This window comes from Chryseobacterium sp. Leaf180, assembly GCF_001424585.1.
In the GTDB taxonomy this organism is placed as follows: Bacteria; Bacteroidota; Bacteroidia; order Flavobacteriales; family Weeksellaceae; genus Chryseobacterium.
On record NZ_LMPJ01000001.1, the window covers coordinates 336,078 to 361,388 of the forward strand.

25 protein-coding genes and 1 other RNA gene are annotated in these 25,311 nt (G+C 38.6%); 23 read left to right on the plus strand and 3 right to left on the minus strand.

Translation table 11 applies throughout. The features are described from left to right. Nucleotides 1-115: 115 nt before the first annotated feature. From ASG01_RS01470 to ASG01_RS15950, 6 genes are all read left to right on the plus strand, one after another. Nucleotides 116-1,525 (plus strand): APC family permease, encoded by a 1,410-nt coding sequence (locus ASG01_RS01470; protein WP_055858881.1) that lies wholly within the window; start codon nucleotides 116-118, stop codon nucleotides 1,523-1,525. A 165-nt stretch (nucleotides 1,526-1,690) separates the two neighbouring features. Continuing rightward, nucleotides 1,691-4,519 (plus strand): excinuclease ABC subunit UvrA, encoded by a 2,829-nt coding sequence (gene uvrA / locus ASG01_RS01475; protein ID WP_055858884.1) that lies wholly within the window; start codon nucleotides 1,691-1,693, stop codon nucleotides 4,517-4,519. Nucleotides 4,520-4,772: 253 nt separating this feature from the next. After that, nucleotides 4,773-5,177, plus strand: coding sequence for a hypothetical protein (locus ASG01_RS01480; RefSeq protein WP_055858888.1), 405 nt, complete (start codon nucleotides 4,773-4,775; stop codon nucleotides 5,175-5,177). 92 nt (nucleotides 5,178-5,269) lie between these two features. Further along, nucleotides 5,270-5,782, plus strand: a complete 513-nt coding sequence (locus ASG01_RS01485; protein WP_055862024.1) for a DUF421 domain-containing protein — start codon at nucleotides 5,270-5,272, stop codon at nucleotides 5,780-5,782. Between the two features lie 2 nt (nucleotides 5,783-5,784). Next, entirely contained in the window at nucleotides 5,785-6,279 is a 495-nt protein-coding gene (locus tag ASG01_RS01490; protein ID WP_055858891.1) for a GNAT family N-acetyltransferase, read from the plus strand. A gap of 82 nt (nucleotides 6,280-6,361) precedes the next feature. Next, entirely contained in the window at nucleotides 6,362-6,499 is a 138-nt protein-coding gene (locus ASG01_RS15950; protein WP_157844170.1) for a hypothetical protein, read from the plus strand. A gap of 33 nt (nucleotides 6,500-6,532) precedes the next feature. Here ASG01_RS15950 and ASG01_RS01495 read toward each other — a convergent pair whose 3' ends face one another. Then, on the minus strand, nucleotides 6,533-6,850 hold the full coding sequence (locus ASG01_RS01495; RefSeq protein WP_055858893.1) for a DUF4286 family protein: 318 nt from the start codon (nucleotides 6,848-6,850) through the stop codon (nucleotides 6,533-6,535). A 149-nt stretch (nucleotides 6,851-6,999) separates the two neighbouring features. Between ASG01_RS01495 and gyrA the strand changes: the two genes are divergently transcribed. From gyrA to ASG01_RS01535, 7 genes are all read left to right on the plus strand, one after another. Beyond that, complete coding sequence (gene gyrA, locus ASG01_RS01500) at nucleotides 7,000-9,591, plus strand: DNA gyrase subunit A (protein WP_055858896.1); 2,592 nt, start codon at nucleotides 7,000-7,002, stop codon at nucleotides 9,589-9,591. Nucleotides 9,592-9,608: 17 nt separating this feature from the next. Beyond that, on the plus strand, nucleotides 9,609-10,640 hold the full coding sequence (locus ASG01_RS01505) for a tetratricopeptide repeat protein (protein ID WP_055858899.1): 1,032 nt from the start codon (nucleotides 9,609-9,611) through the stop codon (nucleotides 10,638-10,640). 154 nt (nucleotides 10,641-10,794) lie between these two features. Then, nucleotides 10,795-11,631 carry a 1,4-dihydroxy-2-naphthoyl-CoA synthase gene (locus ASG01_RS01510; protein WP_055858900.1) on the plus strand — a complete coding sequence of 279 codons (837 nt, stop codon included), beginning with the start codon at nucleotides 10,795-10,797 and terminating at the stop codon, nucleotides 11,629-11,631. Continuing rightward, a complete protein-coding gene (locus ASG01_RS01515; protein ID WP_055858903.1) occupies nucleotides 11,632-12,180 on the plus strand; it encodes a PH domain-containing protein in 549 nt (182 codons plus the stop codon). Further along, nucleotides 12,167-13,648, plus strand: a complete 1,482-nt coding sequence (locus tag ASG01_RS01520; protein ID WP_055858907.1) for a PH domain-containing protein — start codon at nucleotides 12,167-12,169, stop codon at nucleotides 13,646-13,648. The genes ASG01_RS01515 and ASG01_RS01520 overlap by 14 nt, the downstream gene beginning before the upstream one ends. A 6-nt stretch (nucleotides 13,649-13,654) precedes the next feature. Further along, a complete protein-coding gene (menA, locus tag ASG01_RS01525) occupies nucleotides 13,655-14,584 on the plus strand; it encodes a 1,4-dihydroxy-2-naphthoate octaprenyltransferase (RefSeq protein ID WP_055858910.1) in 930 nt (309 codons plus the stop codon). A gap of 340 nt (nucleotides 14,585-14,924) precedes the next feature. After that, nucleotides 14,925-15,611, plus strand: a complete 687-nt coding sequence (locus tag ASG01_RS01535) for a metal-dependent hydrolase (RefSeq protein ID WP_055862026.1) — start codon at nucleotides 14,925-14,927, stop codon at nucleotides 15,609-15,611. 66 nt (nucleotides 15,612-15,677) lie between these two features. Here the strand turns inward: ASG01_RS01535 and ffs are convergent. After that, nucleotides 15,678-15,775, minus strand: an RNA gene (gene ffs, locus ASG01_RS15650) — signal recognition particle sRNA small type. 132 nt (nucleotides 15,776-15,907) lie between these two features. On the opposite strand from ffs, the gene ASG01_RS01540 reads away from it, so the two are divergent. From ASG01_RS01540 to ASG01_RS01580, 8 genes are all read left to right on the plus strand, one after another. Continuing rightward, nucleotides 15,908-16,489: a DUF4199 domain-containing protein gene (locus tag ASG01_RS01540; RefSeq protein ID WP_055858916.1), complete on the plus strand. Its 582-nt coding sequence runs from the start codon at nucleotides 15,908-15,910 to the stop codon at nucleotides 16,487-16,489. A 17-nt stretch (nucleotides 16,490-16,506) separates the two neighbouring features. After that, on the plus strand, nucleotides 16,507-17,457 hold the full coding sequence (locus tag ASG01_RS01545; RefSeq protein WP_055858919.1) for a glycosyltransferase family 2 protein: 951 nt from the start codon (nucleotides 16,507-16,509) through the stop codon (nucleotides 17,455-17,457). Between the two features lie 294 nt (nucleotides 17,458-17,751). Continuing rightward, complete coding sequence (locus ASG01_RS01555; RefSeq protein WP_055858926.1) at nucleotides 17,752-18,465, plus strand: head GIN domain-containing protein; 714 nt, start codon at nucleotides 17,752-17,754, stop codon at nucleotides 18,463-18,465. Between the two features lie 36 nt (nucleotides 18,466-18,501). Next, nucleotides 18,502-20,217, plus strand: a complete 1,716-nt coding sequence (locus ASG01_RS01560) for a phospho-sugar mutase (protein ID WP_055862029.1) — start codon at nucleotides 18,502-18,504, stop codon at nucleotides 20,215-20,217. Nucleotides 20,218-20,298: 81 nt separating this feature from the next. Continuing rightward, complete coding sequence (locus tag ASG01_RS01565) at nucleotides 20,299-21,552, plus strand: pyridoxal phosphate-dependent aminotransferase (protein ID WP_055858930.1); 1,254 nt, start codon at nucleotides 20,299-20,301, stop codon at nucleotides 21,550-21,552. An 8-nt stretch (nucleotides 21,553-21,560) separates the two neighbouring features. Then, nucleotides 21,561-22,289, plus strand: a complete 729-nt coding sequence (gene kdsB / locus ASG01_RS01570; protein WP_055858933.1) for a 3-deoxy-manno-octulosonate cytidylyltransferase — start codon at nucleotides 21,561-21,563, stop codon at nucleotides 22,287-22,289. A gap of 29 nt (nucleotides 22,290-22,318) precedes the next feature. Continuing rightward, nucleotides 22,319-22,981 carry a hypothetical protein gene (locus ASG01_RS01575; RefSeq protein ID WP_055858937.1) on the plus strand — a complete coding sequence of 221 codons (663 nt, stop codon included), beginning with the start codon at nucleotides 22,319-22,321 and terminating at the stop codon, nucleotides 22,979-22,981. A gap of 11 nt (nucleotides 22,982-22,992) precedes the next feature. Further along, a complete protein-coding gene (locus ASG01_RS01580; protein ID WP_055858941.1) occupies nucleotides 22,993-23,571 on the plus strand; it encodes a glutathione peroxidase in 579 nt (192 codons plus the stop codon). Between the two features lie 67 nt (nucleotides 23,572-23,638). Here ASG01_RS01580 and ASG01_RS01585 read toward each other — a convergent pair whose 3' ends face one another. Further along, a complete protein-coding gene (locus ASG01_RS01585) occupies nucleotides 23,639-24,295 on the minus strand; it encodes an NAD(P)H-binding protein (protein WP_055858945.1) in 657 nt (218 codons plus the stop codon). 81 nt (nucleotides 24,296-24,376) lie between these two features. On the opposite strand from ASG01_RS01585, the gene ASG01_RS01590 reads away from it, so the two are divergent. Together ASG01_RS01590 and ASG01_RS01595 are read left to right on the plus strand one after the other, a co-directional pair. After that, nucleotides 24,377-24,730, plus strand: a complete 354-nt coding sequence (locus ASG01_RS01590; protein ID WP_055858949.1) for an MmcQ/YjbR family DNA-binding protein — start codon at nucleotides 24,377-24,379, stop codon at nucleotides 24,728-24,730. A gap of 85 nt (nucleotides 24,731-24,815) precedes the next feature. Continuing rightward, entirely contained in the window at nucleotides 24,816-25,202 is a 387-nt protein-coding gene (locus ASG01_RS01595; protein WP_131725312.1) for a hypothetical protein, read from the plus strand. Nucleotides 25,203-25,311 lie beyond the last annotated feature (109 nt).

A 25,311-nucleotide genomic window follows, 5' to 3' on the forward strand; every position in this document is an offset into this window, starting at 1 on the left:
TATCAAAATTAAACATTTATTCGGAATGGCAAAATGATCATAAAAACTTCGCAAGAATCATCTTTAAATACGATTACTCTGCATTATTTTCTATATTTGAAAGCAATAACTGAATATGCAGAAAAAACTAAAACTTTGGGATGCGACCATGCTCGTAATGGGCTCAATGATCGGCAGCGGAATTTTTATCGTGAGCGCAGACATGATGCGGAATCTTGGCTCCGGTTATTGGATGATTGTTGTTTGGATCATCACAGGAATTATGACTGTTTCTGCCGCGATCAGTTATGGCGAACTTTCAGCGCTCTTCCCAAAAGCAGGCGGACAATACACCTATCTCACTGAAATTTTCGGTAAAAAAATGGGTTTTCTCTACGGTTGGGGATTGTTCACCGTCATTCAAACCGGGACAATTGCCGCAGTTGCCATGGCTTTTGGAAAATTTACAGCGTATTTGGTTCCTTCGTTAAATAATGCCGAACCTATTTTTCAAAGCGGAGAATTTCAGATCACGTGGATTCAGATGCTCGCGATTATTATCATTCTTTTGCTGACTTATATAAATACGCGTGGCGTAGAAAGCGGGAAGTTATTACAGAACCTTTTTACGGGTTCAAAAATTCTTGCGTTGCTTGGATTGATCGCGGCAGGTTTTATTTTAGTTGATGTTTCTCATCTGGCAGAAAATTTTAGTTTCGGTCAGGAAGCTTTTAATAATTTAGATAAAGATTCTGCAGGAAATCTTTTAAAAACAGGTTGGGAACCTATCGGCGGCATGACACTCTTGGGCGGAATCGCTGCGGCAATGGTCGGGTCAGTTTTCAGTTCAGTCGCCTGGGAAAGTGTAACCTTCGTATCCGGTGAAATTGAAAATCCAAAAAAAAACGTTGTAAAATCAATGATTCTTGGCACTTCTGCTGTGATGATTATATACATCGCAGTCAATTTTGTCTACCTTAATGCTATTGACAGAGATGCTATCGCTTTTGCTGCAAACGATCGGGTAGCAGTCGCCGCTTCACAGAATATTTTCGGGAATGCCGGAACTGTAATTATCGCCGTTCTCGTCATGGTTTCCACATTTGGCTGCAATAATGGTCTCATCCTCGCCGGTGCGCGCGTTTTCCAGACGATGGCAAAAGACGGTTTGTTCTTCAAATCTGCAAGTGAAAATAACAAAAACAGTGTTCCTTCCAACGCACTTTGGATGCAGGGAATCTGGGCCTCACTGCTTTGCCTGAGCGGGCAGTACGGCAATCTGCTTGATATGATTTCATTCGTCATCGTATTGTTTTACATGATTACTGTTTTCGGCGTCATTTATCTGCGCATCAAACAGCCAAAACTCGAAAGACCATACAAAACCTGGCTTTATCCTGTTACGCCAATTATTTATTTGGTCATCGGTGCCGCATTCTGTATTTTGCTGCTCATCTACAAACAACAGTACACATGGCCGGGCTTCATTATCGTATTGCTGGGACTTCCCGTGTATTATTTTATCAACAGAAAAAAATCTGCATAATTTTTTTAGGAGCAATTCCCGCTTTCCACTGTATCTTTTTCTTCCTTAGCTTTCTCAATGCAAGAAAAAGGATGCCGTTGCAATCGGGGCTATCAGATCAGGTAAAATTTAAGAAAATTCCGTATTTTTACAGAATGCAATTTCGTCATAGAATTGCTTTAAAATATGAGTAAATCCACAGAATATATAGAAGTTTACGGTGCCCGCGAGCACAACCTGAAAGATATTAATGTCAAAATTCCGCGCAACGAGCTCGTTGTCATCACCGGACTTTCCGGAAGCGGAAAATCATCCCTCGCATTCGATACTATTTTTGCTGAAGGCCAGCGCCGCTATATCGAAACTTTTTCTGCGTATGCGCGTCAGTTTCTTGGCGGACTTGAGCGTCCCGATGTTGATAAAATTGAGGGTCTGTCACCAGTAATTGCCATTGAGCAGAAAACTACAAACAAAAATCCGCGTTCAACTGTAGGAACAGTTACCGAATTATACGATTATCTGCGGCTTCTTTTTGCGCGCGTGAGTGATGCGTATTCACTTACGACCGGACGAAAACTGGTCAGCTACACAGAAGAGCAGATTTTAGAAGCGATCAAAAAAAATTACGGCGGCGAAAAAATAATGCTTACTGCGCCGGTTATCAGATCAAGAAAAGGTCATTATCATGAGCTTTTTGTGCAGATGGCGAAAAAAGGTTACGGACAGGCGAGAATAGACGGCGAGCTGACGGATATCGAATACGATCTGAAACTCGACCGATACAAAACCCACGATATCGACATCGTTATCGACCGCTGGATCATCGGAGAATCTGCCTCAGAAAACCGCATGGAAAAATCTTTGAAAACCGCCATGGAAATGGGCGAGGGTACAATCGGAATTCAGCAACTCGGCGGAACTGAAATTGAATATTTCTCCAAAAATTTGATGGATGCCGAAACCGGACACTCGTTGGCGCTTCCGGAACCAAATACGTTTTCATTCAACTCACCAAAGGGAAGTTGCCCCAGCTGTAAAGGTTTAGGAACCATTAAAAAAATCAACACCGATTATTTTGTTGAAAACCCGAAACTGTCGATTAACCAAGGTGGTTTGCTGCCTTTGGAAGATCTGAAATCAAATAAATGGATTCTTACACAGATCAAAAATATTTTGGAGATTTTCGGGCTTGGCCTGGCAACACCGATGAAAGATGTGCCGGCAGAAGCGCTCGATTATATGTACAACGGCTGCAATAAAGAATTTAATAAAGACCTGAAATACGCCGGAATTTCAAAGAAAATAAAAATAAGTTTCGACGGTTTAATTCCTTTCATGGAAGAAATTATTGAAGACAAAGATTCTTATGAAAGTGTTCTTCTGGAAAGACATTTTACGACGGAAGAAACCTGTCCCGATTGTAAAGGTGCACGTCTTCAGCCTGGAAGTTTGAGTTTTAAAATCGACGGAAAAAACATTGCTGAAGTAAACGGCCTGAGCCTTTCAGATTTTAAAGAATGGCTTGTTGAAGTTCGCGGTACATTTTCAGAGAAAAAAGCAATTATTGCACACGAAATTTTAAAGGAAATCGAAACCAGACTTCAGTTTTTATTGGATGTCGGTTTAGAATATTTAAGTTTAAGCAGAAGTTCAAAAACACTTTCGGGTGGAGAATCGCAGCGAATTCGTCTCGCCACTCAGATTGGTTCTCAGTTGGTGAATGTTCTTTATATTCTTGATGAACCAAGTATCGGTTTGCACCAAAGAGACAACGAAAGACTGATAAAATCATTAAAGAATCTTCGCGACATCGGAAATTCTGTGCTGGTGGTAGAGCATGACAAAGATATGATCATGGAGGCCGACGAGGTTTTGGACATCGGTCCGCGCGCGGGAAAATTTGGCGGAGAGATTCTGTGGCAGGGAAAACCGAAAGATCTTCTGAAAGCTGACACCATTACCGCAGATTATATTAACGGAAAAAGAAAAATTGAAATTCCGGCCGAGCGTAGAAAAGGAAACGGAAAAAATATTATCCTGAAAGGCGCGACAGGAAATAATCTTAAAAATGTCACGCTGGATATTCCGCTGGGAAAACTCGTCGTGGTGACCGGAATTTCAGGAAGCGGGAAATCTTCACTCATCAACGGAACATTATATCCGATTCTCAATAAACATTTTTACCGCGCGGTGCAGGAACCTTTGCCTTTCAAAAAAATTGAAGGTCTGGAGCATATTGATAAAATCGTGGATGTTGATCAAACGCCGATCGGAAGAACGCCGCGTTCAAATCCCGCGACTTATACGGGAATGTTTACCGACATCAGAAATCTGTTTTCAGAATTACCAGAAAGTAAAATTCGCGGTTACAAACCTGGAAGATTTTCTTTTAATGTAAAGGGAGGACGATGCGAAACATGCCAAGGTGGCGGTTTAAAAGTGATAGAAATGAATTTTTTACCAGACGTTTATGTTCACTGCGAAACATGCAACGGAAAACGATTCAACAGAGAAACGCTGGAAGTTCGCTATAAAGGAAAATCGATTTCTGATGTTTTGGAAATGACGATTGATGAAGCTGTGGATTTCTTCCAGCCGATTCCGAAGATTTTTTCACGTGTGAAAACTTTACAGGATGTTGGATTGGGTTATATCACGATGGGACAGCAGTCGACTACGCTTTCTGGCGGTGAAGCGCAGCGTATAAAACTCGCTACCGAACTGGCAAAAAGGCAAACCGGAAATACACTCTATATTCTCGATGAACCTACAACTGGACTGCACTTTGAAGACGTAAAAGTCTTAATGGATGCAATAAATAAACTGGTTGAACTGGGTAATTCATTCATTATTATTGAGCACAATATGGATGTCATAAAACTTGCTGACCACATCATCGACGTCGGTCCGGAAGGCGGAAAACATGGTGGAGAAATCATCGCCAAAGGAACACCTGAGGAAATTATTAAATCTAAAAAATCTCTGACAGGAAAGTATCTGAAAAAAGAGATGTAAACGAAAGTATAGAATCTGTAAAAGCAGATTCTTTTTTTTGCAAAAATTTTCGGGAAAAGATTTATAAAAGTTCTCCTTTTAGATAAATATATACTTTTAGAACTACTGTTAATGAAATTTAATATATTATAAATCAATAAGATATATTTTAATGTTAACCAAATGTTAACTGAATATGAACTTTGTATGAAGTAAATTCGTATATTTGATTTAGAAACATTTACACAGCGTAAATACTTAAAAATCAAATGTTATGAAACACAGAATACAAATCTTATCCGCTTCTTTATTTCTTTTTGCCGCAGCGGCCTTTTTCGGAAATGTAAATGCACAGACTTCACAGAGCAATGTGATTCCCGAAGTTCAGTTAAATAAAAAGGATGCTTTCACAGAGATCAGAAATCTTTTAATTGATAATTTTGATTTTACCAATTCAGATTATACACCTGGAATTATTAATTCTGAAGTAAAATTCGATATATCAGAAAAAGGTAAAATCGTGAATGTGCGCTCAAAAGGCGACTGCAAGGTGGTGAGCAAAGAAATTGAAAACGTACTTTCTCATTTACAGTATAGATTAGACAAAGAAAAACTCAGCAGCAATTTGCTGGCTTCATCGTACGTGATGCCTGTAACTGTTGCGATTACCGACAGGTAAATGCTTTTAGCCATATTTATACAGAAACTGCTTGCAAAAGCAGTTTTTTTGTTGCCATTATTTAATTACTTTTGATCATTAATTTCGAGCTTGTGAATGCTATTTTAGATGTTGTTTTGCGGTCGGTCTGCGTTTATCTATTTATGATTGTTGCGATACGGCTTTTCGGCAAAAATCAGCTTTCACAGCTCAATGCAGGCGATGTTGTTTTGTTGCTGCTGATTTCAAATGCAGTGCAGAATGCAATGGTTGGACAAAATACTTCTCTCGAGGGCGGAATTGTAGCAGCGCTCGTACTTTTCGTGGCCAATTTTACACTCAAAAGGTTTATGTTTCGATACAAGCGGTTTGGCAAATTTATGGAAGAAGATCCGGTGATTCTTGTGAAAGACGGTGTTGTTGATCATGCTGCACTGAACCGTGTGAAAATTAGTACCGATGAACTCGATGAATCAGTACGTGAGCACGGTTTGGAAACCTGCAAAGATGTAAAATTAGCCATTTTGGAAGTAGATGGAAATATCAGCGTGGTTTCTCAGGATCATGACAGCGGACAGACCCAATATTCGAGAATTAAAAGAAAAAATAAAAGAAAATATCATTAAAAATGAATTACGAAATCCGGGAAATGCGGCCAGAAGACGAAACTCGTGTTCTGGAAATTTTTCAGCAGGGAATAGACAGCGGAATCGCGACTTTCGATACCATTCTACCGCCAAAAGAAGTCTGGGAAACATCTTTTATAAATGACTGCCGCTGGGTTTTGGAAGATGGAAACAATAATGTAATTGGCTGGTGCGCATTAAAACCTGTCAGCAAAAGAGAATGTTTCAGCGGCGTTGCCGAAGTAAGCATCTATCTTGATAAACAGTTTTTAAATAAAGGCCTCGGAAATATGCTGATGAAAAAATTGATTGCTGACAGCGAAAATCATGGTTTCTGGACGTTGCAGTCCAATATTTTTCCGGAAAATGAATCATCTGTAAAATTTCATTTAAAAAACGGATTTCGGCAGGTTGGTATAAGAGAAAAGGTTGGTAAACTGCACGGCGAATGGAAAGATTTGGTAATGCTCGAAAGACGAAGTCCTAATATTATTTAAATTTTTAGATTATAATTTTTTCCAGGAACTCAATGGCATTAGGATTGTTGCTCTTGAATTATTAAAATTTAAAAAAACTTGTATGAAATTGATTAAAAAAGGCATTGCGCTTGTCTTAGTTTCCGCATTTTTGGCGTCGTGTGTACCGCCAAGACCACCAAAAAGACCTATGCCGCCGGGAGCTGCCGGAAGACCTGCGCCACCAAGGCCACCAAGATAATAAACAAAAAACTCAGATTTTTCTGAGTTTTTTCTATTTGAAACTTGAGCTGATTTTGTTGAGTGGCGTTACAAAAAGCATAATTTCATTTCCAAACTGCTGCTCAATTTCCTGATCCAGCGACGCGAGTTTCCCACTCATGAAGTTTTCTCTGTCAGAAAGATCGGCAAAGAAAAGCAGAACATTGTAGTTTTTCCCTTCATTCAGATACTCGGTGTGTACTTCAGAAATCATAAAATTTTTAATATGTAGGCTGTCTTTAATAAGGCTTTCAAGAGAATGAAGCAGATTATTATTCCACTCGTGTATTTTGGCTTCTGTAAAGTGAAATGTTATGCTTAGTGCGCTCATTTTTATTATTATTTTATGAATTTTTAGGATTCTCTATTTGCACAAAATTCGGCAAAAATTTCGTAAATTAGCCCGTTATTAATTATTGAAAATAGAATGTTTTCGGCGATTTATTTAAAAAGCTGAAAATCATTACAATAAAAATTTATATGCAAAAAGAAGGAGAAAGACTGATTCCCATCAACATCGTTGATGAAATGAAATCGTCTTACATCGATTACTCGATGTCGGTAATTGTTTCCAGAGCTTTACCAGACGTGCGAGATGGCCTGAAACCCGTACACAGGCGCGTACTTTACGGTATGTACGGTCTGGGCGTTTTTTCTAACAGAAAGTATCTGAAATCGGCAAGAATCGTTGGAGATGTTTTGGGTAAATATCACCCTCACGGAGATTCTTCTGTGTACGATGCGATGGTAAGAATGGCCCAAACCTGGAGTTTACGTTATCCACAGGTAGACGGGCAGGGGAATTTCGGTTCTATGGACGGTGATCCGCCTGCAGCCATGCGTTATACCGAAGCCAGATTAAAGAAAATATCAGACGAAATTCTCGCTGATCTAGATAAGGAAACGGTTGATTTTCAGAATAACTTCGACGACAGTTTAACGGAGCCAACGGTGATGCCAACTAAAGTTCCGAATCTATTGGTAAACGGTACTTCTGGTATTGCCGTCGGTATGGCAACAAATATGGCTCCCCACAATCTTTCTGAAGCCATTGATGCCATCACTGCGTATATTGATAACCGCGAAATTACCATCGATGAATTGATGCAACACATCATTGCCCCCGATTTTCCTACAGGTGGAATTATTTACGGATACGACGGTGTACGCGATGCTTTTCATACAGGCCGTGGCCGCGTGGTTTTGCGTGCAAAAGTTAATTTCGAAGAAGTACACAACAGAAATGCGATCATCGTAACGGAGATTCCGTATCAGGTTAACAAGGCGGAGATGATTGCCAGAACTGCTGAACTAGTAAAGGACGAAAAAATTCCGGGAATCTACGAGATCCGCGATGAGTCTGACAGAAACGGAATGCGAATCGTTTACGAGCTGAAAAATGATGCAATTCCTAATGTTGTCCTTAATCTTTTATATAAATATACTTCACTCCAGACTTCTTTCAGTGTCAATAATATTGCATTGGTACACGGAAGACCAGAGCAGCTGAATCTGAAAGATATTATACATCACTTTGTAGAGCACAGACATGTAGTGATCGTGCGTCGTACAGAATACGAGCTGAAAAAAGCCCGTGAGAGAGCGCATATTTTAGAAGGTTTCATGAAAGTGATCGGCACTCAGGATTCTCTCGACAAAGCGATTTCTATTATCCGTCACAGCGCCAATCCGCAGGCTGCAAAAGAAGGTTTGATTCAGGAATTTGAACTTTCAGATATTCAGGCTCAGGCGATCTTAGATCTCCGTTTGGCGAGACTTACCGGAATGGAGCTCGATAAAATCCGCGAGGAGTACGATGCCATTATGAAAGAAATTAATAATCTCGAAGATATTTTGGCCAATGAGCCGAGAAGATTCCTGATTATTAAAGAAGAATTAGCAGAGATAAAAGAAAAATACGGCGACGAAAGACGTACAGAAATTGATTATTCTGGAGGTGAAATGTCTATTGAAGACATCATCCCGAACGAGGCGGTTGTACTTACGATTTCTCACGCAGGTTATGTGAAAAGAACGTTGCTCTCAGAATATAAAATTCAAAGCAGAGGTGGCGTTGGAAATAAAGCTGCGACTACGAGAGATTCAGACTTCCTGGAATATATTGTTTCTGCAACCAATCACCAGTATATGCTTTTCTTTACCGAGAAAGGAAAATGTTATTGGCTGCGGGTATTTGAAATTCCTGAAGGATCTAAAACGGCAAAGGGAAGAGCCGTACAGAATCTGATCAATATCGAGCCGGATGATAAGATTAAAGCGTATATCAGAACGAATAATTTAAAAGATGTTGATTACGTTAATCAGATGAGCGTCGTGATGGTGACCAAAAACGGAACCATCAAAAAAACATCTCTTGAAGCTTATTCAAGACCTCGTGTAAATGGTGTAAATGCCATCGAAATTCGTGATAATGACCAGCTTTTAGGTGCTTATCTTACCAACGGAACTTCACAAATCATGATCGCTACCAAGAACGGAAAATGTATCCGTTTTCCGGAAGAAAAAGTAAGAGAAGTGGGCAGAGGTTCGATCGGTGTTCGTGGAATCAGCATGGAAGATGATGATGAAGCGATTGGAATGATCGTTGTAAATGATCTTGAGAATGATACGGTTTTGGTAGTTTCAGAAAAGGGATACGGAAAACGAACAGCTGTTCTTGATTACCGTGAAACAAACCGTGGCGGTAAAGGTGTTATTACTTTAAATATAACCGAAAAAACAGGACATTTGATTGCGATTCAGAATGTCACAGATGAAGATGGTCTGATGATCATCAACAAATCCGGCGTGGCCATTCGTATGAATATGAATGAGATGCGCGTGATGGGAAGAAATACGCAGGGTGTAAAAATGATCAATCTGAAGAAAAGTGATGAGATCGCAGCAATAGCTAAAGTGGAGATGGATAAAGATGTGGTTGATGAGGAAGAAATTTTAGGCGATACGGAGATAGCAGTAATTCCTCAGGAAAGTACAGATGAAAGCGAACAGAATGATAGTTCAGCCGAAAATTCATCAGATAATGAAGAACAAGAAGAAAACGATAATTAAATTTTAAAATTACATTTATGAAAAAGCTTATTTTAGGTATATCATTGATGGCATCTACATTCATTTTCGCACAGAAAGATGATGTAAATGCAAAGCTTCAGGCAGCAAATAAGGATGCTATGGATGCTTACAACGCAAAAAATTACACTTCAGCGGCTCCAAAATTTATGGAGGTTTATAATTTATTAAAAACCAGCGGGCAGGATGATAAAATCTATCTTTATTACGCAGGTTTAAATTATGCTCTGTCGAATAACGTAGATGAAGCAGTAAAAATTTACAGCGAATTGATTAATTCTGGTTATACAGGAGTTCAAACCAATTACACTGCAAAAAATGTAAAAACAGGAGAAGTTACACCTTTGGATAAGGCTACATGGGATTTGATGAAAGGCAAGTCGAAAGATTACACCGATTTTAAATCTGAGCAGACACCAAGTATTGAGCCGGATTTGTATGAGACACTTGCGACTTTATATCTGAATGCAAAGAAAAACGACGAAGCCGTAGCCTTGATAGAAAAAGGTTTGGCAAAATATCCAAACAATGCTAAATTGAAAAGTTATTTGGGTACTGCATATTATCAGGCGGGCAATAATGAAAAGTTCATGGCAAGTCTGAAGGAAGAGGTGACTAAAAACCCCAATAATGCTGAGAGCTGGTACAATCTTGGTGTGATGCAGTCAAAAGATCCTGCGATGGCAGATCAGGCAATAACATCTTTCCAGAAAGCAATCCAGCTAAATCCTAAGAATTCTAATGCATATCAGAATATTGTTTATACCGTTCTAGGCGACGAAGAAAAAACGGTGAAAGATATCAATGCGTTGAGAAAAACTGATCCTGATAAAGCGACAACAATGATTGAAGCGAGAAAAGAACGTTTCAACAAAGCTTTGCCTTATGCTGAAAAGTGGTATCAGGAAATGCCGACTGATATTAATGCGGTAACGACTTTAAAGGAAATTTACAGCATCACAAAAAATCAGGCGAAAATGAAAGAAATGCAGGGAAAGGAAACTGAACTTGCAGCAAAACAGCCAAAATAATTCAGGTTAAATTCAGACCAACCGGAGCAGAAATGTTCCGGTTTTTTTACGGTTAAAAATTAAATTTAAGACAAAACATTTTAGGAAAATTAGCTTCCATTCGCTCTTAAATTTTTAAGGCAAATCCGTATATTTGAGAAAAATTACTCATAAAATGATCGACTGGAAAACGGCAAAAGAATACGAAGATATCACCTACAAAAAGTGCAACGGCGTTGCAAGAATCGCCTTCAACAGACCAGAAGTGCGCAACGCATTCAGACCGAAAACAACGTCTGAGCTCTACGATGCCTTTTACGATGCATATGAAGATTCATCAATTGGCGTTGTTTTGCTTTCCGGTGAAGGTCCGAGTGAGAAAGATGGTGGCTGGGCATTTTGCAGCGGCGGCGATCAGAAAGTTCGTGGCCATCAGGGTTACGTAGGCGATGACGGCAGACACCGTTTGAATATTCTAGAAGTGCAGCGTCTCATCCGGTTCATGCCGAAAGCCGTTATTGCCGTAGTTCCGGGTTGGGCCGTGGGCGGCGGTCACTCGCTTCATGTGGTTTGTGATCTGACGCTGGCCAGCAAAGAACACGCAATTTTTAAACAGACTGATGCTGATGTAACAAGTTTCGACGGCGGTTACGGTTCGGCTTATTTAGCTAAAATGGTCGGACAGAAAAAAGCAAGGGAAATTTTCTTTTTGGGCCGAAATTATTCTGCGCAGGAAGCGCTCGAAATGGGAATGGTAAATGCCGTAATTCCTCACGCTGAGCTCGAAGATACAGCCTACGAATGGGCACAGGAAATTCTGGCAAAATCTCCAACGTCGATCAGAATGCTGAAATTTGCGATGAATCTTACCGATGACGGAATGGTTGGACAGCAGATTTTTGCAGGCGAAGCAACACGACTCGCCTACATGACTGAAGAAGCAAAAGAAGGCAGAAATGCTTTTCTTGAAAAAAGGAAGCCCGATTTCGGTAAAGATCAATGGATTTCTTAAATGATAGAAAAAAACTTTCACAACAGCCAGATTTTCGATTTTGAAACTCCCGATTTCGAATCAGTAGAGCTGCAGCCGGTTTCCAAAGACTATTTGAAAATTCTGCTTTTTAATCTTTCCATATTGTTTGTGATTTTTCTTGGTGCCGTTTTGTCTGGAATTTTCCTGACAAGAGATGTTTTGCCCGATGAATTGAAATGGTCAGTCATTGCAACACTATCGGTAATCTTTGTATTTTCTTTAATAAACATAATTCTCGGTTTTAAATTCCGGAAATATGCCGTGCGCGGACACGATTTGATGTACCAGCAAGGTTTGATCAAGCGAAGCATCATCATCATTCCTTTCAACCGGATTCAGCACATCAAAGTAGAGCAGGGCTGGCTTTCGAAAATTCTAAAATTAAAATCGGTTTCAGTTTTTACAGCCGGAAGCCACGGCGGCGATATTACCATTAAAGGCTTGCCGGAAATCGAAGCAGAGCTCATCAATCAATTTATCGGACAAAAAGTTTCCCAAACTAAAAACGCAGCTGTTGAACAAGAATAATTCGTTTTTCAGTCCGCAGCGGCAGTCGAAAATCGGAATTGTGCTGCTTTTTCTTTACAACGCTGCAGACGTTATCAAAAACTCGTGGTTTTTTCTGGTTTTTCTCTGGCTTAAGAAAGATAAATTCAATCTGCTTTTTGTCGCAACTGCGGTGATTTTAGGTTTTGTTTTGTTGTTGGTTTCCGCATTTTTAAGATATTATAATTTTACGTATCAGATTGATGATGAAACGGATGAATTTATCATTAAAAAAGGAATTTTTAATAAATCGGTCACCCGGATTAAAACCGATAAAGTACAGGAAGTCATAATTTCACAGCCTTTTACCCACCGTATTTTCAACATTTTTAAACTCGAAATCGACAGCCCCGGAAGTAGTGAAAAAGAAGTTGTCATTCCTGCTTTGAGCAGGCAAAATGCGCTCGATTTAAAATTGTATTTAACAGAAAGTAAAATAGTTGGCATTTCAGAAGAGAATATTCCAGCGGAGAGATTTGATTTGTTAAATGAAAAAATCCCGTTTTTTAATCTTCTGAGATACGGTTTTACAGCCAATTATATTCAAAGCTTTTTTGCTTTTCTGAGTGTCATTATTTACGTCATTTCAAAGCTTGAAAACTTTTTACGTGAAAGCGATTATGCCGACCGTTTTGATTACGGAGATTTCCGCGAAGACATTCTGAAATACTCTTTGGTCGCAGTTGCCGTTGCTGTTATTATTTTATTTATCATTGGAATTACGGTAAATTCGGTTCGGAACATCATTCAGTATTTTGGTTTTAAAATTGTTGAAAACAAACGGAGCTTTTCTCTTGAGCACGGACTTTTCAGTACCAAGAATTTTATTGTCAACAAAAGAAAAGTTCAGGTTGTAGCCGAAACGCAAAATTGGCTGCAGAAAAAATTAAAAATCTCTTCTCTAAAACTGTTGCAGATCGGCAGCAATGAACATGAGAAAAAATCAGCGAAAATTCCCGGTATTTCAGACGAAATGAAAAATCAAATTCTCGTTTCGCTCTGGAAAGAAAAACCTGTTTTTACCGAAATTTTAAAACCGAACATCCGTTGGCTTTTATTAAATACCGTAATTTTCGTTGTTTTTCCATCCGTTTTTGCGATTTATCTTTTTTCTGAATTTATTAAAGAAAATATTTTAGCATTTATTCTGATATTAATTTTTGCTGAAGCGATACTTTTCGGAATGTTTAAAAAACTGACAATGAAAGTAGGAGAGCGTTTCATCGAAAAAAAATCTGGACTTTGGGATGTCGATACGCATACTTTTGAGATTGAGAAATTGCAGACTGTGAAAATTTCTCAGTATTTTTGGCAACGGAAAACAAATCTCGGCAAAATCACCTTTTACACCTCTGCAGGAAACTATGGTTTGTCTGCGCTCGATTTTTTTAAAGTGAAAAAACTGATGAATTTTGCCCTTTTCAAAATTGAAACTTCAAAAGATATTTAAACTGATATGTCAGACTGGATAAAAGCCGCGAGGCTGCGCACTTTACCGCTTTCTCTGAGCGGAATCATCATGGGATCTTTTCTTGCCAAATGGCGACTTTCGGAAGACGGAAAATTCTGGGACTGGAAGATTTTTGTCCTTGCTTTGCTGGTCACATTATTATATCAGATTCTTTCAAATTATGCAAATGATTATGGTGATGGTGTGAAAGGTACCGATCTTAAACGCTTGGACGAAGCTGAAAAACGCGCTGTGGCTTCCGGAAGAATTACCGAAAAACAAATGAAAAATGCGGTGATCCTGTTTGCCTTTTTATCTTTGGCGGCCACATTTGCACTTTTATATCTCGCTTTTATCCCAGATTACACCAAAGAATTTTTCATTTTTGTTGGCTTGGGAGTTGCGAGTATTCTGGCCGCGATTGGCTACACAATCGGGAAAAAACCGTACGGATATATGGGTTTAGGCGACATTTTCGTATTTGCTTTCTTCGGTTTGGTGTCGGTTTGCGGTAGTTATTTTCTTTTTACCAAAAGCTTCGACTGGGATATTTTGCTTCCTGCATCCGCGATTGGAATGATGAGTGTTGCTGTTCTTAACCTAAACAATATGCGCGATATAGAATCTGACCGGCTTTCCGGGAAGAGAAGTCTGGCGCTGAGACTTGGTTTCCGAAAAGCAATGCTTTACCAGATTACGCTTTTGCAGTTTCCTTTAATTTTAATTTTAATTTTTCTTGGCGTAAATAACTTCGTCTCGATGCAGAAATATTATGTTTTTATTGTCATGATTCTGCTGATTCCGATGGCAAAACTCCGAAGAAAAATAATGTCGGTAAAAGAGCCGCGCGAGCTCGATCCGTTCCTGCGACAGGTCGGAATTTTAACTTTAATGATTGCAGTTTTGACTGTCGTTGGCCTAAATTTTTTCAGCTGATTATTTTGAATGAAATACTTTAAGTTTTCCAAAATTATTCCCTGGATCTCTGTTGCATTTGCAGTTGGTTACTTTGTTATTTTAGCAAAAGAACTGATTTTTGAAGATTTGTATTTATCTGAAATCAGCATCGTGCCAATAATTTTAGGAATAATTTTAATCGCTGATTTGATTTTTTCAATCTCAGTTTTAAAACAGAAAAGTAAACCATATCGTATTACCGTCATATTTCAAATCCTGAATATCTTTTACATATTATACCTAATTTATTATTACAACGGTGGAATGTCGGTAAAAGTTGACAGAAGTATTAATTATTAAAACCAAAAAAATAAATATTATGAAAGTACAATTTCTTGGACAGAACTGTTTTCTGTTCACTTACAAAGACAAAACAATTCTTTGCGACCCGTTTTACAAAATGCAGGCTGCAGAGTCTAAATTTGATATTAAGTCGCAGAAAATCGATTATATTCTGCTCACGCACGCACACGAAGATCATATTGCAGATGTAGATGATGTTTTGGAAAATCATCCTGAGGCCACATTAATCGGGCAACCAGAAATCTGTGCGTATTTTAAAAAAGCAAAAAATAAAGACGATGTCAATCTTGGTGGTTCGGCAAAAGTCGATGATCTCAAAATTTCTATGGTTCCTGCGCATCATACAAGTTCGTTCCCTGATGGATCTTACGGCGGCGTGCCAGTCGGTTATGTTTTCAGACTTCCTGAAGGAAAAAACGTTTATCTGGCGGGAGATACAGGCGTGATGGCAGATATGCAGATTTTTCCGGCACTGTATGGAGATTTAGATGTAAGTATTCTTCCGATTGGCGGGCATTACACAATGTGCGCGAGAAAGGCAGCTTTTGCAGCTTCAGAATTATTAAAAACGAAGAAGGTGATTGGTTGTCATTTTGATACTTTCCCTGCGATCGCAATCGATCATGAAGAAGCGAAAAATCATTTTGCAGTAAAAAATATTGAATTGGTTTTACCTAAAGCAGGCGAATCTTTTGAAATTTAAACAAAAAAATAAGAGATTAAGTAATTTATAAAAATCTGCTTAATCTCTTACATTTTAAAAAATAAAAAATGGCAAGCTACCTACATCACACCGCTACGACCAATTACCTTTGCTGCGTTCCCACCCTGGAGGGTTTTTAGGAGCTGGTTGTGTAGGACTTGCCGTTGCAAATATAGGAATTAAAACTAAAATTGAAAATTTAATTATAAAAAAAATAGTATTTTGAGCCTTTCATGAAGCTAATAATCTGACTGCGAGCGCTCTTTTTTCTAAAGAATTTTTTTACCAACTCAATCATGACAAAAAGCCCTTTTACATTAGGAATGCTGCTTTTCGCCGCTACCATGCTGATTTTCTTTACCGTATACTTTTTTTTCTCCGGTGTAGAATATTTTGAAACTTCTCTTAAAGCCAACGCGTTCATCTTACCGATTCTTTACGCAGGCGCAGCATTTTGGTCTGTGAAAATGTTCTGGAATAAAAACCAAACCGTAAAATTTAAAGAAGCATTTCAGAAAGCATTTGTCCCGATGTTTATCGGCGGAATTTTTTCTATTGTCAGTATTTTTCTGTTTTTAAACTTTGTAGATAAGGATGCTAAAAAGCTACTTAACTATCAGTACGTCAACAGACAGCGCACCGAGCTCGACAGCGAATATTCTAAAGCGAAGAGAATGCTGAAAGAGCCTGAAGATATTGCCGATCTTGAGAAAAAATATCAGGAAAGAAAACAAAGTTTCGCCCCCGATAAAATTAAAGATAAAGATATGCTGACGGCCAGTCATTTTTCAGGATATTTTGCCGCAATTCTTATATTTTACTTAGTTTTGTCTTTATTTTTCGGTGCATTCTTCCGCACAAGAAGTGTGCATCAATAATTTTATTAAACTTTGACATGAATTTATCGATAGTAATCCCGTTGCTCAACGAAGAAGAATCTCTGGAGGAGCTATATACGCGGATTGATGATGTCTGCACCGCCAATTCACTTTCGTACGAAGTCTGGTTTATAGACGACGGAAGTACCGATCTCTCGTGGAGCATTATAGAAAATCTGAAAGTGCAGCATCCGCAGATTAAAGGCATTAAATTTTCCAGAAATTACGGCAAATCGCAGGCTTTGCATGCCGCCTTTGAGCGGACGAATGGCGATGTAATTATCACAATGGACGCCGATCTTCAGGATTTTCCGGAAGAAATACCGGAGCTTTATAAAATGATAACAGAGGAAAATTACGACATCGTTTCTGGCTGGAAAAAGAAGCGTTTTGATAATGTAATGACCAAAAATATTCCGTCAAAACTCTTCAACGCCGCGGCGAGAAAAGTCTCGGGAGTTCATCTTCACGATTTTAACTGCGGTTTGAAAGCCTACAAAAAACAGGTGGTAAAATCGATTGATGTGTATGGCGATATGCACCGCTATATTCCGGTTTTGGCTGCCAATGCGGGTTTCCGGCGAATTACAGAGAAAGAAGTTCCGCACATGGCGCGACCTTACGGTGTTTCAAAATTCGGAACAGAAAGGTTTATCCGCGGATTTTTAGATTTGGTGACGCTTTGGTTTGTTAGCCGTTTTGGCGGCAGACCGATGCACTTTTTCGGTGCGGTAGGAACGCTGATGTTTATCGTTGGTTTTCTCTCAGCTTTCTGGCTCGGAATTTCAAAATTAATTGATGTCGCTCGTGGAATTTATGGTCATTTAATTACCAATAATCCGTGGTTTTTTATTGCACTGACGATGATGCTGATGGGAACTTTGCTTTTTGTCGCCGGATTTTTAGGTGAAATGATCATCCGAACGAACAGAGAACACAAAAATTATAATATCGACGAGATAATATAAATTAATGGGAAAGAAGTGGCTATTTTCTTCAATTTTGGTTTTAGGAAATATACTCTTCCCTTTATTATTTGCAGTAGTTATTGAAAGGGCTTTCAGAAGATGGGAATCGTTCATCAAAGCTTTTCTGCATGAAATTGTTTGGTTTCTGTTTCTATTTTTACTAATGATTTTTAATTTTTATTATGAAAAAAAAGTAATTGGCAACAGAAAATTTAAACTGTCATTTGCGTTACTGACAGTAGACTTTTTAATTATCTCGCCATTTATTTATTTTACGTTAAATGAATTGTTTAAATGAATTTTAAAAAAAATATTCTCTTCGTTTTTTCCGCTTTTGCATTGTTCATTTCATGCGGAAAAGTTCTGCCTGAAGGAAATTTAGAAAAGAAAGAAATTCCTGTCGATCAGTTTGTTAATCTTGATCTTCAGGGGAAATTCCGTGTGTTCTACGCTCGTGGCGATAAGAATTTTGTAGAAGTGGAAACGTATCCGAATATCGCTGATAATCTGGATATTGAAGTCGATGACAAAACACTTTCCATCTCCGAAAAAAGAAAAACTAAAGGTGTCGATTTCTACAATGTTACGATTTATTCCAAATACAATCTTGAGAAAATTTCGCTTTCAGATTCTGTAGAGATGAATATTTCGAGCGAGATTACAACAGATAATTTTAAACTGAATCTTCAGAATACTGCGACTTTCATGGGTTCGCTGAACACGCGTAGAGCAGAAGTGGAAATGCGAAACAGCAGCCGTGCGAATTTTCTGGGCGAAACGAAAGATGCTTTCATTAAAATCTCAGACACTGCAAGTCTCATCGCGCCATACTGGAAAATTCAAGACCTGAAAATAGAATCGGTAAACGGAAATTACGCAGAAGTAAATGTAAAAGATTCCCTCAAAGGATCGGTGAAAAACACGGCAAAACTGATTTATTACAACGATCCGATTCGGGCTTTCAAAGCTGAAAAAACGACGCGCGTTGAGAATAAAAAACTTCAATAATTTCAAATAAACAAACACAATATTCATATGCTGGAACTGTCCACTTTAGAAAAGGCCAAACTGTGGCTTCAAGAATCTTTTGACAAAGAAACTAGAGATGCCGTGCAACTTTTAATAGAAAGCAATTCGCCGGATCTTGAAGATTCTTTTTACCGTCCTTTAGAATTTGGTACCGGCGGAATGCGCGGCGTAATGGGCGTTGGTACAAACCGTCTTAATAAATATACACTTGGCCAGGCGACGCAAGGTCTTGCAAATTATATGATTTCGCAGTTTCCGGATGAGCAGATCAGCGTGGCGATTGCATACGACGTGAGAAATAATTCAAAAGAATTCGGGAAAATTGTTGCTGATGTTTTTACGGCAAACGGCATCAAAGTTTTACTTTTTAAAAATCACCGCCCAACACCTGAACTTTCTTTCACGGTGCGCGACAAAAAGTGTCATGGTGGAATCGTTTTGACTGCTTCTCACAATCCACCGGAGTACAACGGTTATAAAGTCTACTGGAACGACGGTGCACAGATCGTTCCGCCACATGATGAAGCGATTATCAGAGAAGTGTATTCTGTGAAATTTGATGAAATTAAATTCAGTGGAAATGATGATTTAATTGAATGGATTGGCGACGAGCAGGATGATGTTTATATCGATGCATGTATCGCAAATTCTACTTATCTGGATGTCGGAAAAGGTAATTTAAATATTGTTTTTACATCAATTCACGGTACCACGTATGCGACGGTTCCCAAAGCTTTGGAAAAAGCAGGATTCAAAAAAATCGATTTGGTAAAAGAGCAGATGATCCCGAGCGGAAATTTCCCTACCGTGGCATCGCCCAATCCGGAAGAGCCTGCAGCGCTAGAAATGGCAATGGATTTAGCTAAAATTACCAACGCAGATATCGTCATCGGAACAGATCCTGACGGTGACAGATTGGGAATTGCGGTAAGAAATCTTGCCGGAGAAATTCAGCTTTTAAACGGAAACCAATGCAATACGATTCTCACGTATTATATTCTTGAGCAGTGGAAAAAACAGGGAAAAATAACCGGAAAAGAATTCATCGGTTCTACAATTGTGACGTCTGATATTTTCTTTGATATTGCTCAGAAATTCGATGTTGACTGCAAAGTGGGGCTTACCGGCTTTAAATGGATCGGAAAAATGATCCGTGATTTTGAAGGTGAAGAAAAATTTGTCTGCGGTGGCGAAGAAAGTTTCGGTTTCATGACCGGAGATTTTGTACGCGATAAAGATTCTTGCGGAAGCATCGTTTTGGCTTGTGAAATCGCTGCATGGTGCAAAGCAAACGGCAAAACGATGTACGAATATCTGATCGAAATTTATCAGGAAACCGGAATGTACTACGAAGGTTTGATTAATATCGTGAGGAAAGGCCGCGAAGGTGCCGTAGAAATCGAAAATATGATGAAGCGCTTCCGTGAAAATCCGCCAAAAGAGATCGCAGGATCGTCTGTAGCTGAAGTGAAAGATTTTAAAGAACAGACCAACTTCATCGTTGCCGAAAACAGAAAAGCGGTGATGGATGATATTCCTAAATCTAACGTATTGATTTACTATACCGCAGATGGAACGAAAGTTTGCGTAAGACCTTCAGGTACAGAGCCGAAGATTAAATTTTACGTCTCAGTCAAAACTCAGTTGAGTTCAAAAGAAGATTTTGAGCCGACGCTGGCAAAACTGGAGCAGAAAATTGAAGCCGTGCGCAGAGATCTTGAGCTGGGATAACATTAAAAATGAAGAAAAAATTCTGAAAATTGAATTTTCTGGAAACTGAAAAGTATTGATAAATCTATTTAAAGTAAAAAAGTGAAAGTTTCAAAATTAGCAGCCAATCTTATCGGTTCGGAAATTGTAAAAATAGGAAATGAAGTGAATGATCTGAAGGCGAAAGGTGCTCAGATTGCCAATTTAACTATTGGAGATTTAGATTCAAATCTGTATCCGATTCCTGAAAAACTGAAAGAGGAAATTGAGTTGGCATATCAAAATAATTTAACCAATTATCCGCCGGCAAATGGTCTGGCTACTCTGCGGAATGCCGTTTCTGAAGATTTAAAATCCCGCTGGAATTTGGATTATTCTGCGAATGACATTTTGGTGACTGCCGGTTCGCGACCCCTTATTTATGCTGTTTATAAAACAATTGTAGATGCCGGCGATAAAGTAATTTACCCGATTCCTTCTTGGAATAACAACCATTATTGTTACCTGACTTCAGCAGATGCGGTTGAAATTAAAACTACTCCGGAAAATAATTTTCTTCCGACGGCAGAGCAGATCAAACCTCATTTGAAAGACGCTGTAATGCTATCACTTTGTTCACCTTTAAATCCGACGGGAACGATGTTTACAGAAACTCAGCTTCGGGAAATCTGCGAAATTATTTTGGAAGAAAACAAAGGCCGAAGCGAAGATAAAAAGCCTTTGTATCTGATGTATGACCAGATTTATTCTAATCTTACGTTTGGAAATGTGCATGTAGATCCGGTTTCGCTTTATCCTGAAATGAAAGAATTCACCGTTTATATCGACGGAATTTCAAAATGTCTTGCGGCAACGGGAGTTCGTGTCGGTTGGGGATTTGGTCCCACACATATCATGGATAAAATGAAAGCGCTTCTCACGCACGTCGGAGCCTGGGCACCAAAACCAGAGCAGGAAGCAACCGCTAAATTTTATGCAGATCCTGAAAATGTAAATTCTTTTGTGAATGATTTTAAACATAAATTGGAAGAAAGCTTGAAAGTTCTTCATCAGGGAATTCAGGATTTGAAGAACAACGGTTTGTCGGTGGACAGCATAGAGCCGATGGGTGCGATGTATTTGACCATAAAACTCGATTACATTGGAAAAACAAAACCTGACGGCGAAAAAATTATAACTTCATCAGATCTCGTTTTTTACCTGATTAATGAAGCGGGCGTGGCGCTTGTACCATTTTCGGCTTTCGGCGAAGACAAATCTGAGCCTTGGTTCCGAGCATCAGTCGGCGGATTGCCGGTCGATGAGATTAAAAATATGATGCCTAAACTTGAACAGGCGTTGAGCAAACTAAAATAATAAGTATAGTGAAAATCATAGCCGTAATTCCTGCAAGATATGAAGCCAGCCGTTTTCCCGGAAAACTGATGCAGATGCTGGGCGACAAAACGGTGATTACCACAACGTATCAAAATGTCGTGGAAACACATCTTTTCGATGAAGTTTTTGTGGCGACCGATTCTGAAATTATCTTTAATGAAATTGCTGAAAACGGCGGTAAAGCAGTAATGACCGGCCAGCACGAAACGGGAAGCGACAGAATTGCAGAAGCGGTAAAAAACATTGCCTGCGACATCGTGATCAATGTGCAGGGCGACGAACCGTTTTTAAAACTTGAACCGCTACAGCAGTTGATCTTGGCTTTTAAAGAAGATTCTAAAAAAGAAATTTCTCTCGCTTCACTGAAAATTAAGCTGAATGAAAAGGAGGAAATAAAAAACCCGAATAACGTAAAAGTGATTACGGATAATCAGGATTTTGCGTTGTATTTCAGCCGCTCGGTCATTCCTTATCATCGGGAAAATTCGGCAAATATTGATTATTATAAACACATAGGTGTGTATGCTTTCAGGAAAGATGCTTTGCTGAAATTTTCTCAGCTGGAAATGAAACCGCTTGAGATTTCAGAAAAAATTGAGTGCATCCGCTATCTTGAATACGGCATGAAAATTAAGATGATTGAAACCTATTTTGTAGGAGTAGGAATTGATACGCCGGAAGATTTGGATAAAGCAAGACAGTTGATTGGCGAATAAATAATATTAGACCAGAAAAATAAGATTTAATGAAGAGACTACTGATGATTTTTGCGATGTGTTTTTCGCATCTTCTTTTTTCGCAGACGGCTAAAGAAATTATTGATACAAATATCGAACTTTCGGGTGGTTTGACCAACTGGAAACTTCTGAATTCGGTGATGCTTCAGGGGAAAGTGATTTTGGGAGTGAATGATGAATATCCTGTAAAAATATTTCAACAGCGCCCCAATCTTACCAAAACCGTTCTTACCATTGCCAATAAAGAAACAGCTATTGAAGGCTACGACGGCAAAAAAGGTTACGCGATGAATTATGCCACCAACAAACTTCAGGTTTACCCGGAATATATTTCTGAAAGTTTTGATAACGATTTTATTGATTGGGAAAACAAAGGTTTTGAAGCAAAATATTTAGGCAAAGAAAAAATCGGGAATCTGTACTGCCACAAGGTTGAGCTGACTAAGAACGTTAACAAAAACTATTATTTTTTTGATACGAAAACGTATATGCTGATCAAAGAAATAAAAAAAGATGAAACTTTGCTGTACAGCGATTACAAAAAGGTAGGGAATTTGCAAATGCCTTTCCGCATCGAGGCAGCGAGCCCGAAAAAGGACGGAGATTACGTTATTTTGATCAATAAAATTGAGGTAAATAAAGTGTTTCCCGACAACACATTTAAATTTTAAAAATATTCATTATGAAAAAAATGTTCATCGTTATGCTTTCTTTCGCAGCGTTTTTCAACAGCTGTGCACAGAAAAAAACAGGATCGACAACCGAAAAAAGTAAAAAAGCCATGACGAAATCAATCTACGACTTCAAAGTTCCTGCGTTGGAAGAAGGTAAAGAAATTAATTTTGCAGATTACAAAGGAAAAAAAATCTTAATTGTAAACACAGCGTCAGAGTGTGGGTTTACGCCACAATATGCAGATCTTGAAAAACTTTCGAAAGAATATAAAGACAAACTTGTGGTAGTAGGATTTCCTGCTAATAATTTTGGCGGACAGGAGCCGGGATCGAACGCTGAAATCGGCGCTTTTTGTCAGAAAAATTATGGTGTAACTTTTCCTTTAGCGTCTAAAGTTTCTGTGAAAGGTGACGATACTGCACCGATTTTTAAGTATCTAACAGAAAAAAGTGAAAACGGTGTGAAAAACACGACGATTCTTTGGAATTTCACAAAGTTTTTAATTGACGAAAATGGAAAACTTATCGATTCTTATGTAAGTACAACAAAGCCGACATCAGATTCTATTACAAAACATTTGAAATAATTTTATGTCACATAAAAACTCCGCTTAGAGTAATCTTAGCGGAGTTTTTATTTATAAATGTTTGATTTCAATGATCTGTTTTTTCAGCAAAAGCGAAAATATTTCCGAGTTTTATGCTCGAATATCCGTTGCTTTTTATCTTTGCAGCGTTAATCATTGCTTTTGCTAAAATACAGGTGGGCAAAGGTTTCTGACTCTCAAACAAACCTATTTTATTGGCAAATTTCAAAATGCGGCTTCCTAAAACTTCACCTGTTCTTTTAGAATTTCTACGCTCGAGCATTCCGGGTTTTAAGATGGTGATTTTTTCAAAATGGAGATTTTTTACGTTAGTTTCGAGTTCGCCTTTCATCCGCGAATAAAAGATCTTCGAATTAGGATCTGCGCCGTAAGAAGAAACCAAAATATAATCTTCAACGCCGTTTTCTTTCGCAGCCTTCGCAAAATCCAGCTGATAATCGTGATCGACCCTGTATTGCGCTTCTTTGCTTCCGGCATCTTTCAGCGTCGTTCCGAGACAGGAAAAAGCAACATCGCCCTTTACCAGATTTTTCCAGGTTTCAGTTTTTTCGAAATCGATCAAATGTACGTTCAGTTTATGATGTGAATTTTGTACAGGTTTTCGCACAAAGACATGAACTTCGGTAAATTCTGCGTCTTCTAAAAGCTGACTTACGAGATCTTTTCCTGTGGCGCCGGTCGCTCCGATAATTAAAGCTTTCATTTTATTTAAATTGAAATTTATATTTTTGATAAGGTCATTTAAAACTTAGGTAAAAGTTTAGACTTATAAAATTGCTGCGAAATGGATGCCAACGAAATTTTAGAATATTGTCTTGCAAAGAAAGGCGTAACCGAAACTTTTCCTTTTGACCAGGAAACGCTGGTGATGAAAGTCGGTTTAAAGATGTTTTTGCTGATGTCTCTGGATAAACAGCCACTGAGCATCGCCGTGAAAACCGATCCCGAATGGAGTCTGGAACTTCGCGAGAAACATTCCCAGATCGAAGGTGCTTTTCACATGAATAAAACCCACTGGAATTCTGTTTTGCTCGAAGGTTTAAAAAAAGATTTAATTTTAAAAATGATTGATCATTCTTATGAGTTGGTTTTCAGATCGCTGACGAAAAAGGTGAGGGAAGAGATTGAGGGTAAATAGTTTAATATAAAATATTTATCAAAATTTTTAAGGTTTATGTTTCGTCACTTTTTATAATTCTTTTTCTTTGTGAAAATTTAATCGTATGTTCTCGAGAATAATTTGCCGGTTTTTACTATGTTTTCTTTTTGCAATGGCAGTTTCATGTGAAAGAATTATAGAGCAGAACCGTTACAGAAATGAGTCTGAAAACTACACTTCGCCTTTTCAGGGCAAATGGTCTGGCACATACACCAATAACAGCGAAGTGAGCACTTTTCAGCTGACCGTGTACAAGTCTGGAAGTGTGGAAGTGAGTCGCCCTGTAGGAAACAGTTTTGATACTTTGTATGGAAGAGTAGGCGAAAGCGGCGTTCTGAATTCTGTGCAGTCAGCAAGTTCAGGATTTATTCTAAACGGAAATCTGCAGACAAAAACCGGAGTCTGGAAACAGGGAAATGCCTCAGGAACATGGACGATTATAAAAAACTGAAAAGATTAAAATAATACTGATCATCATCATTGTTTTAATTCTCGTTTTGGGATTAAAAACAATTCTTACCGAACATTACAACGATTTAAGAGGAAGGAAAGTCTTGTTG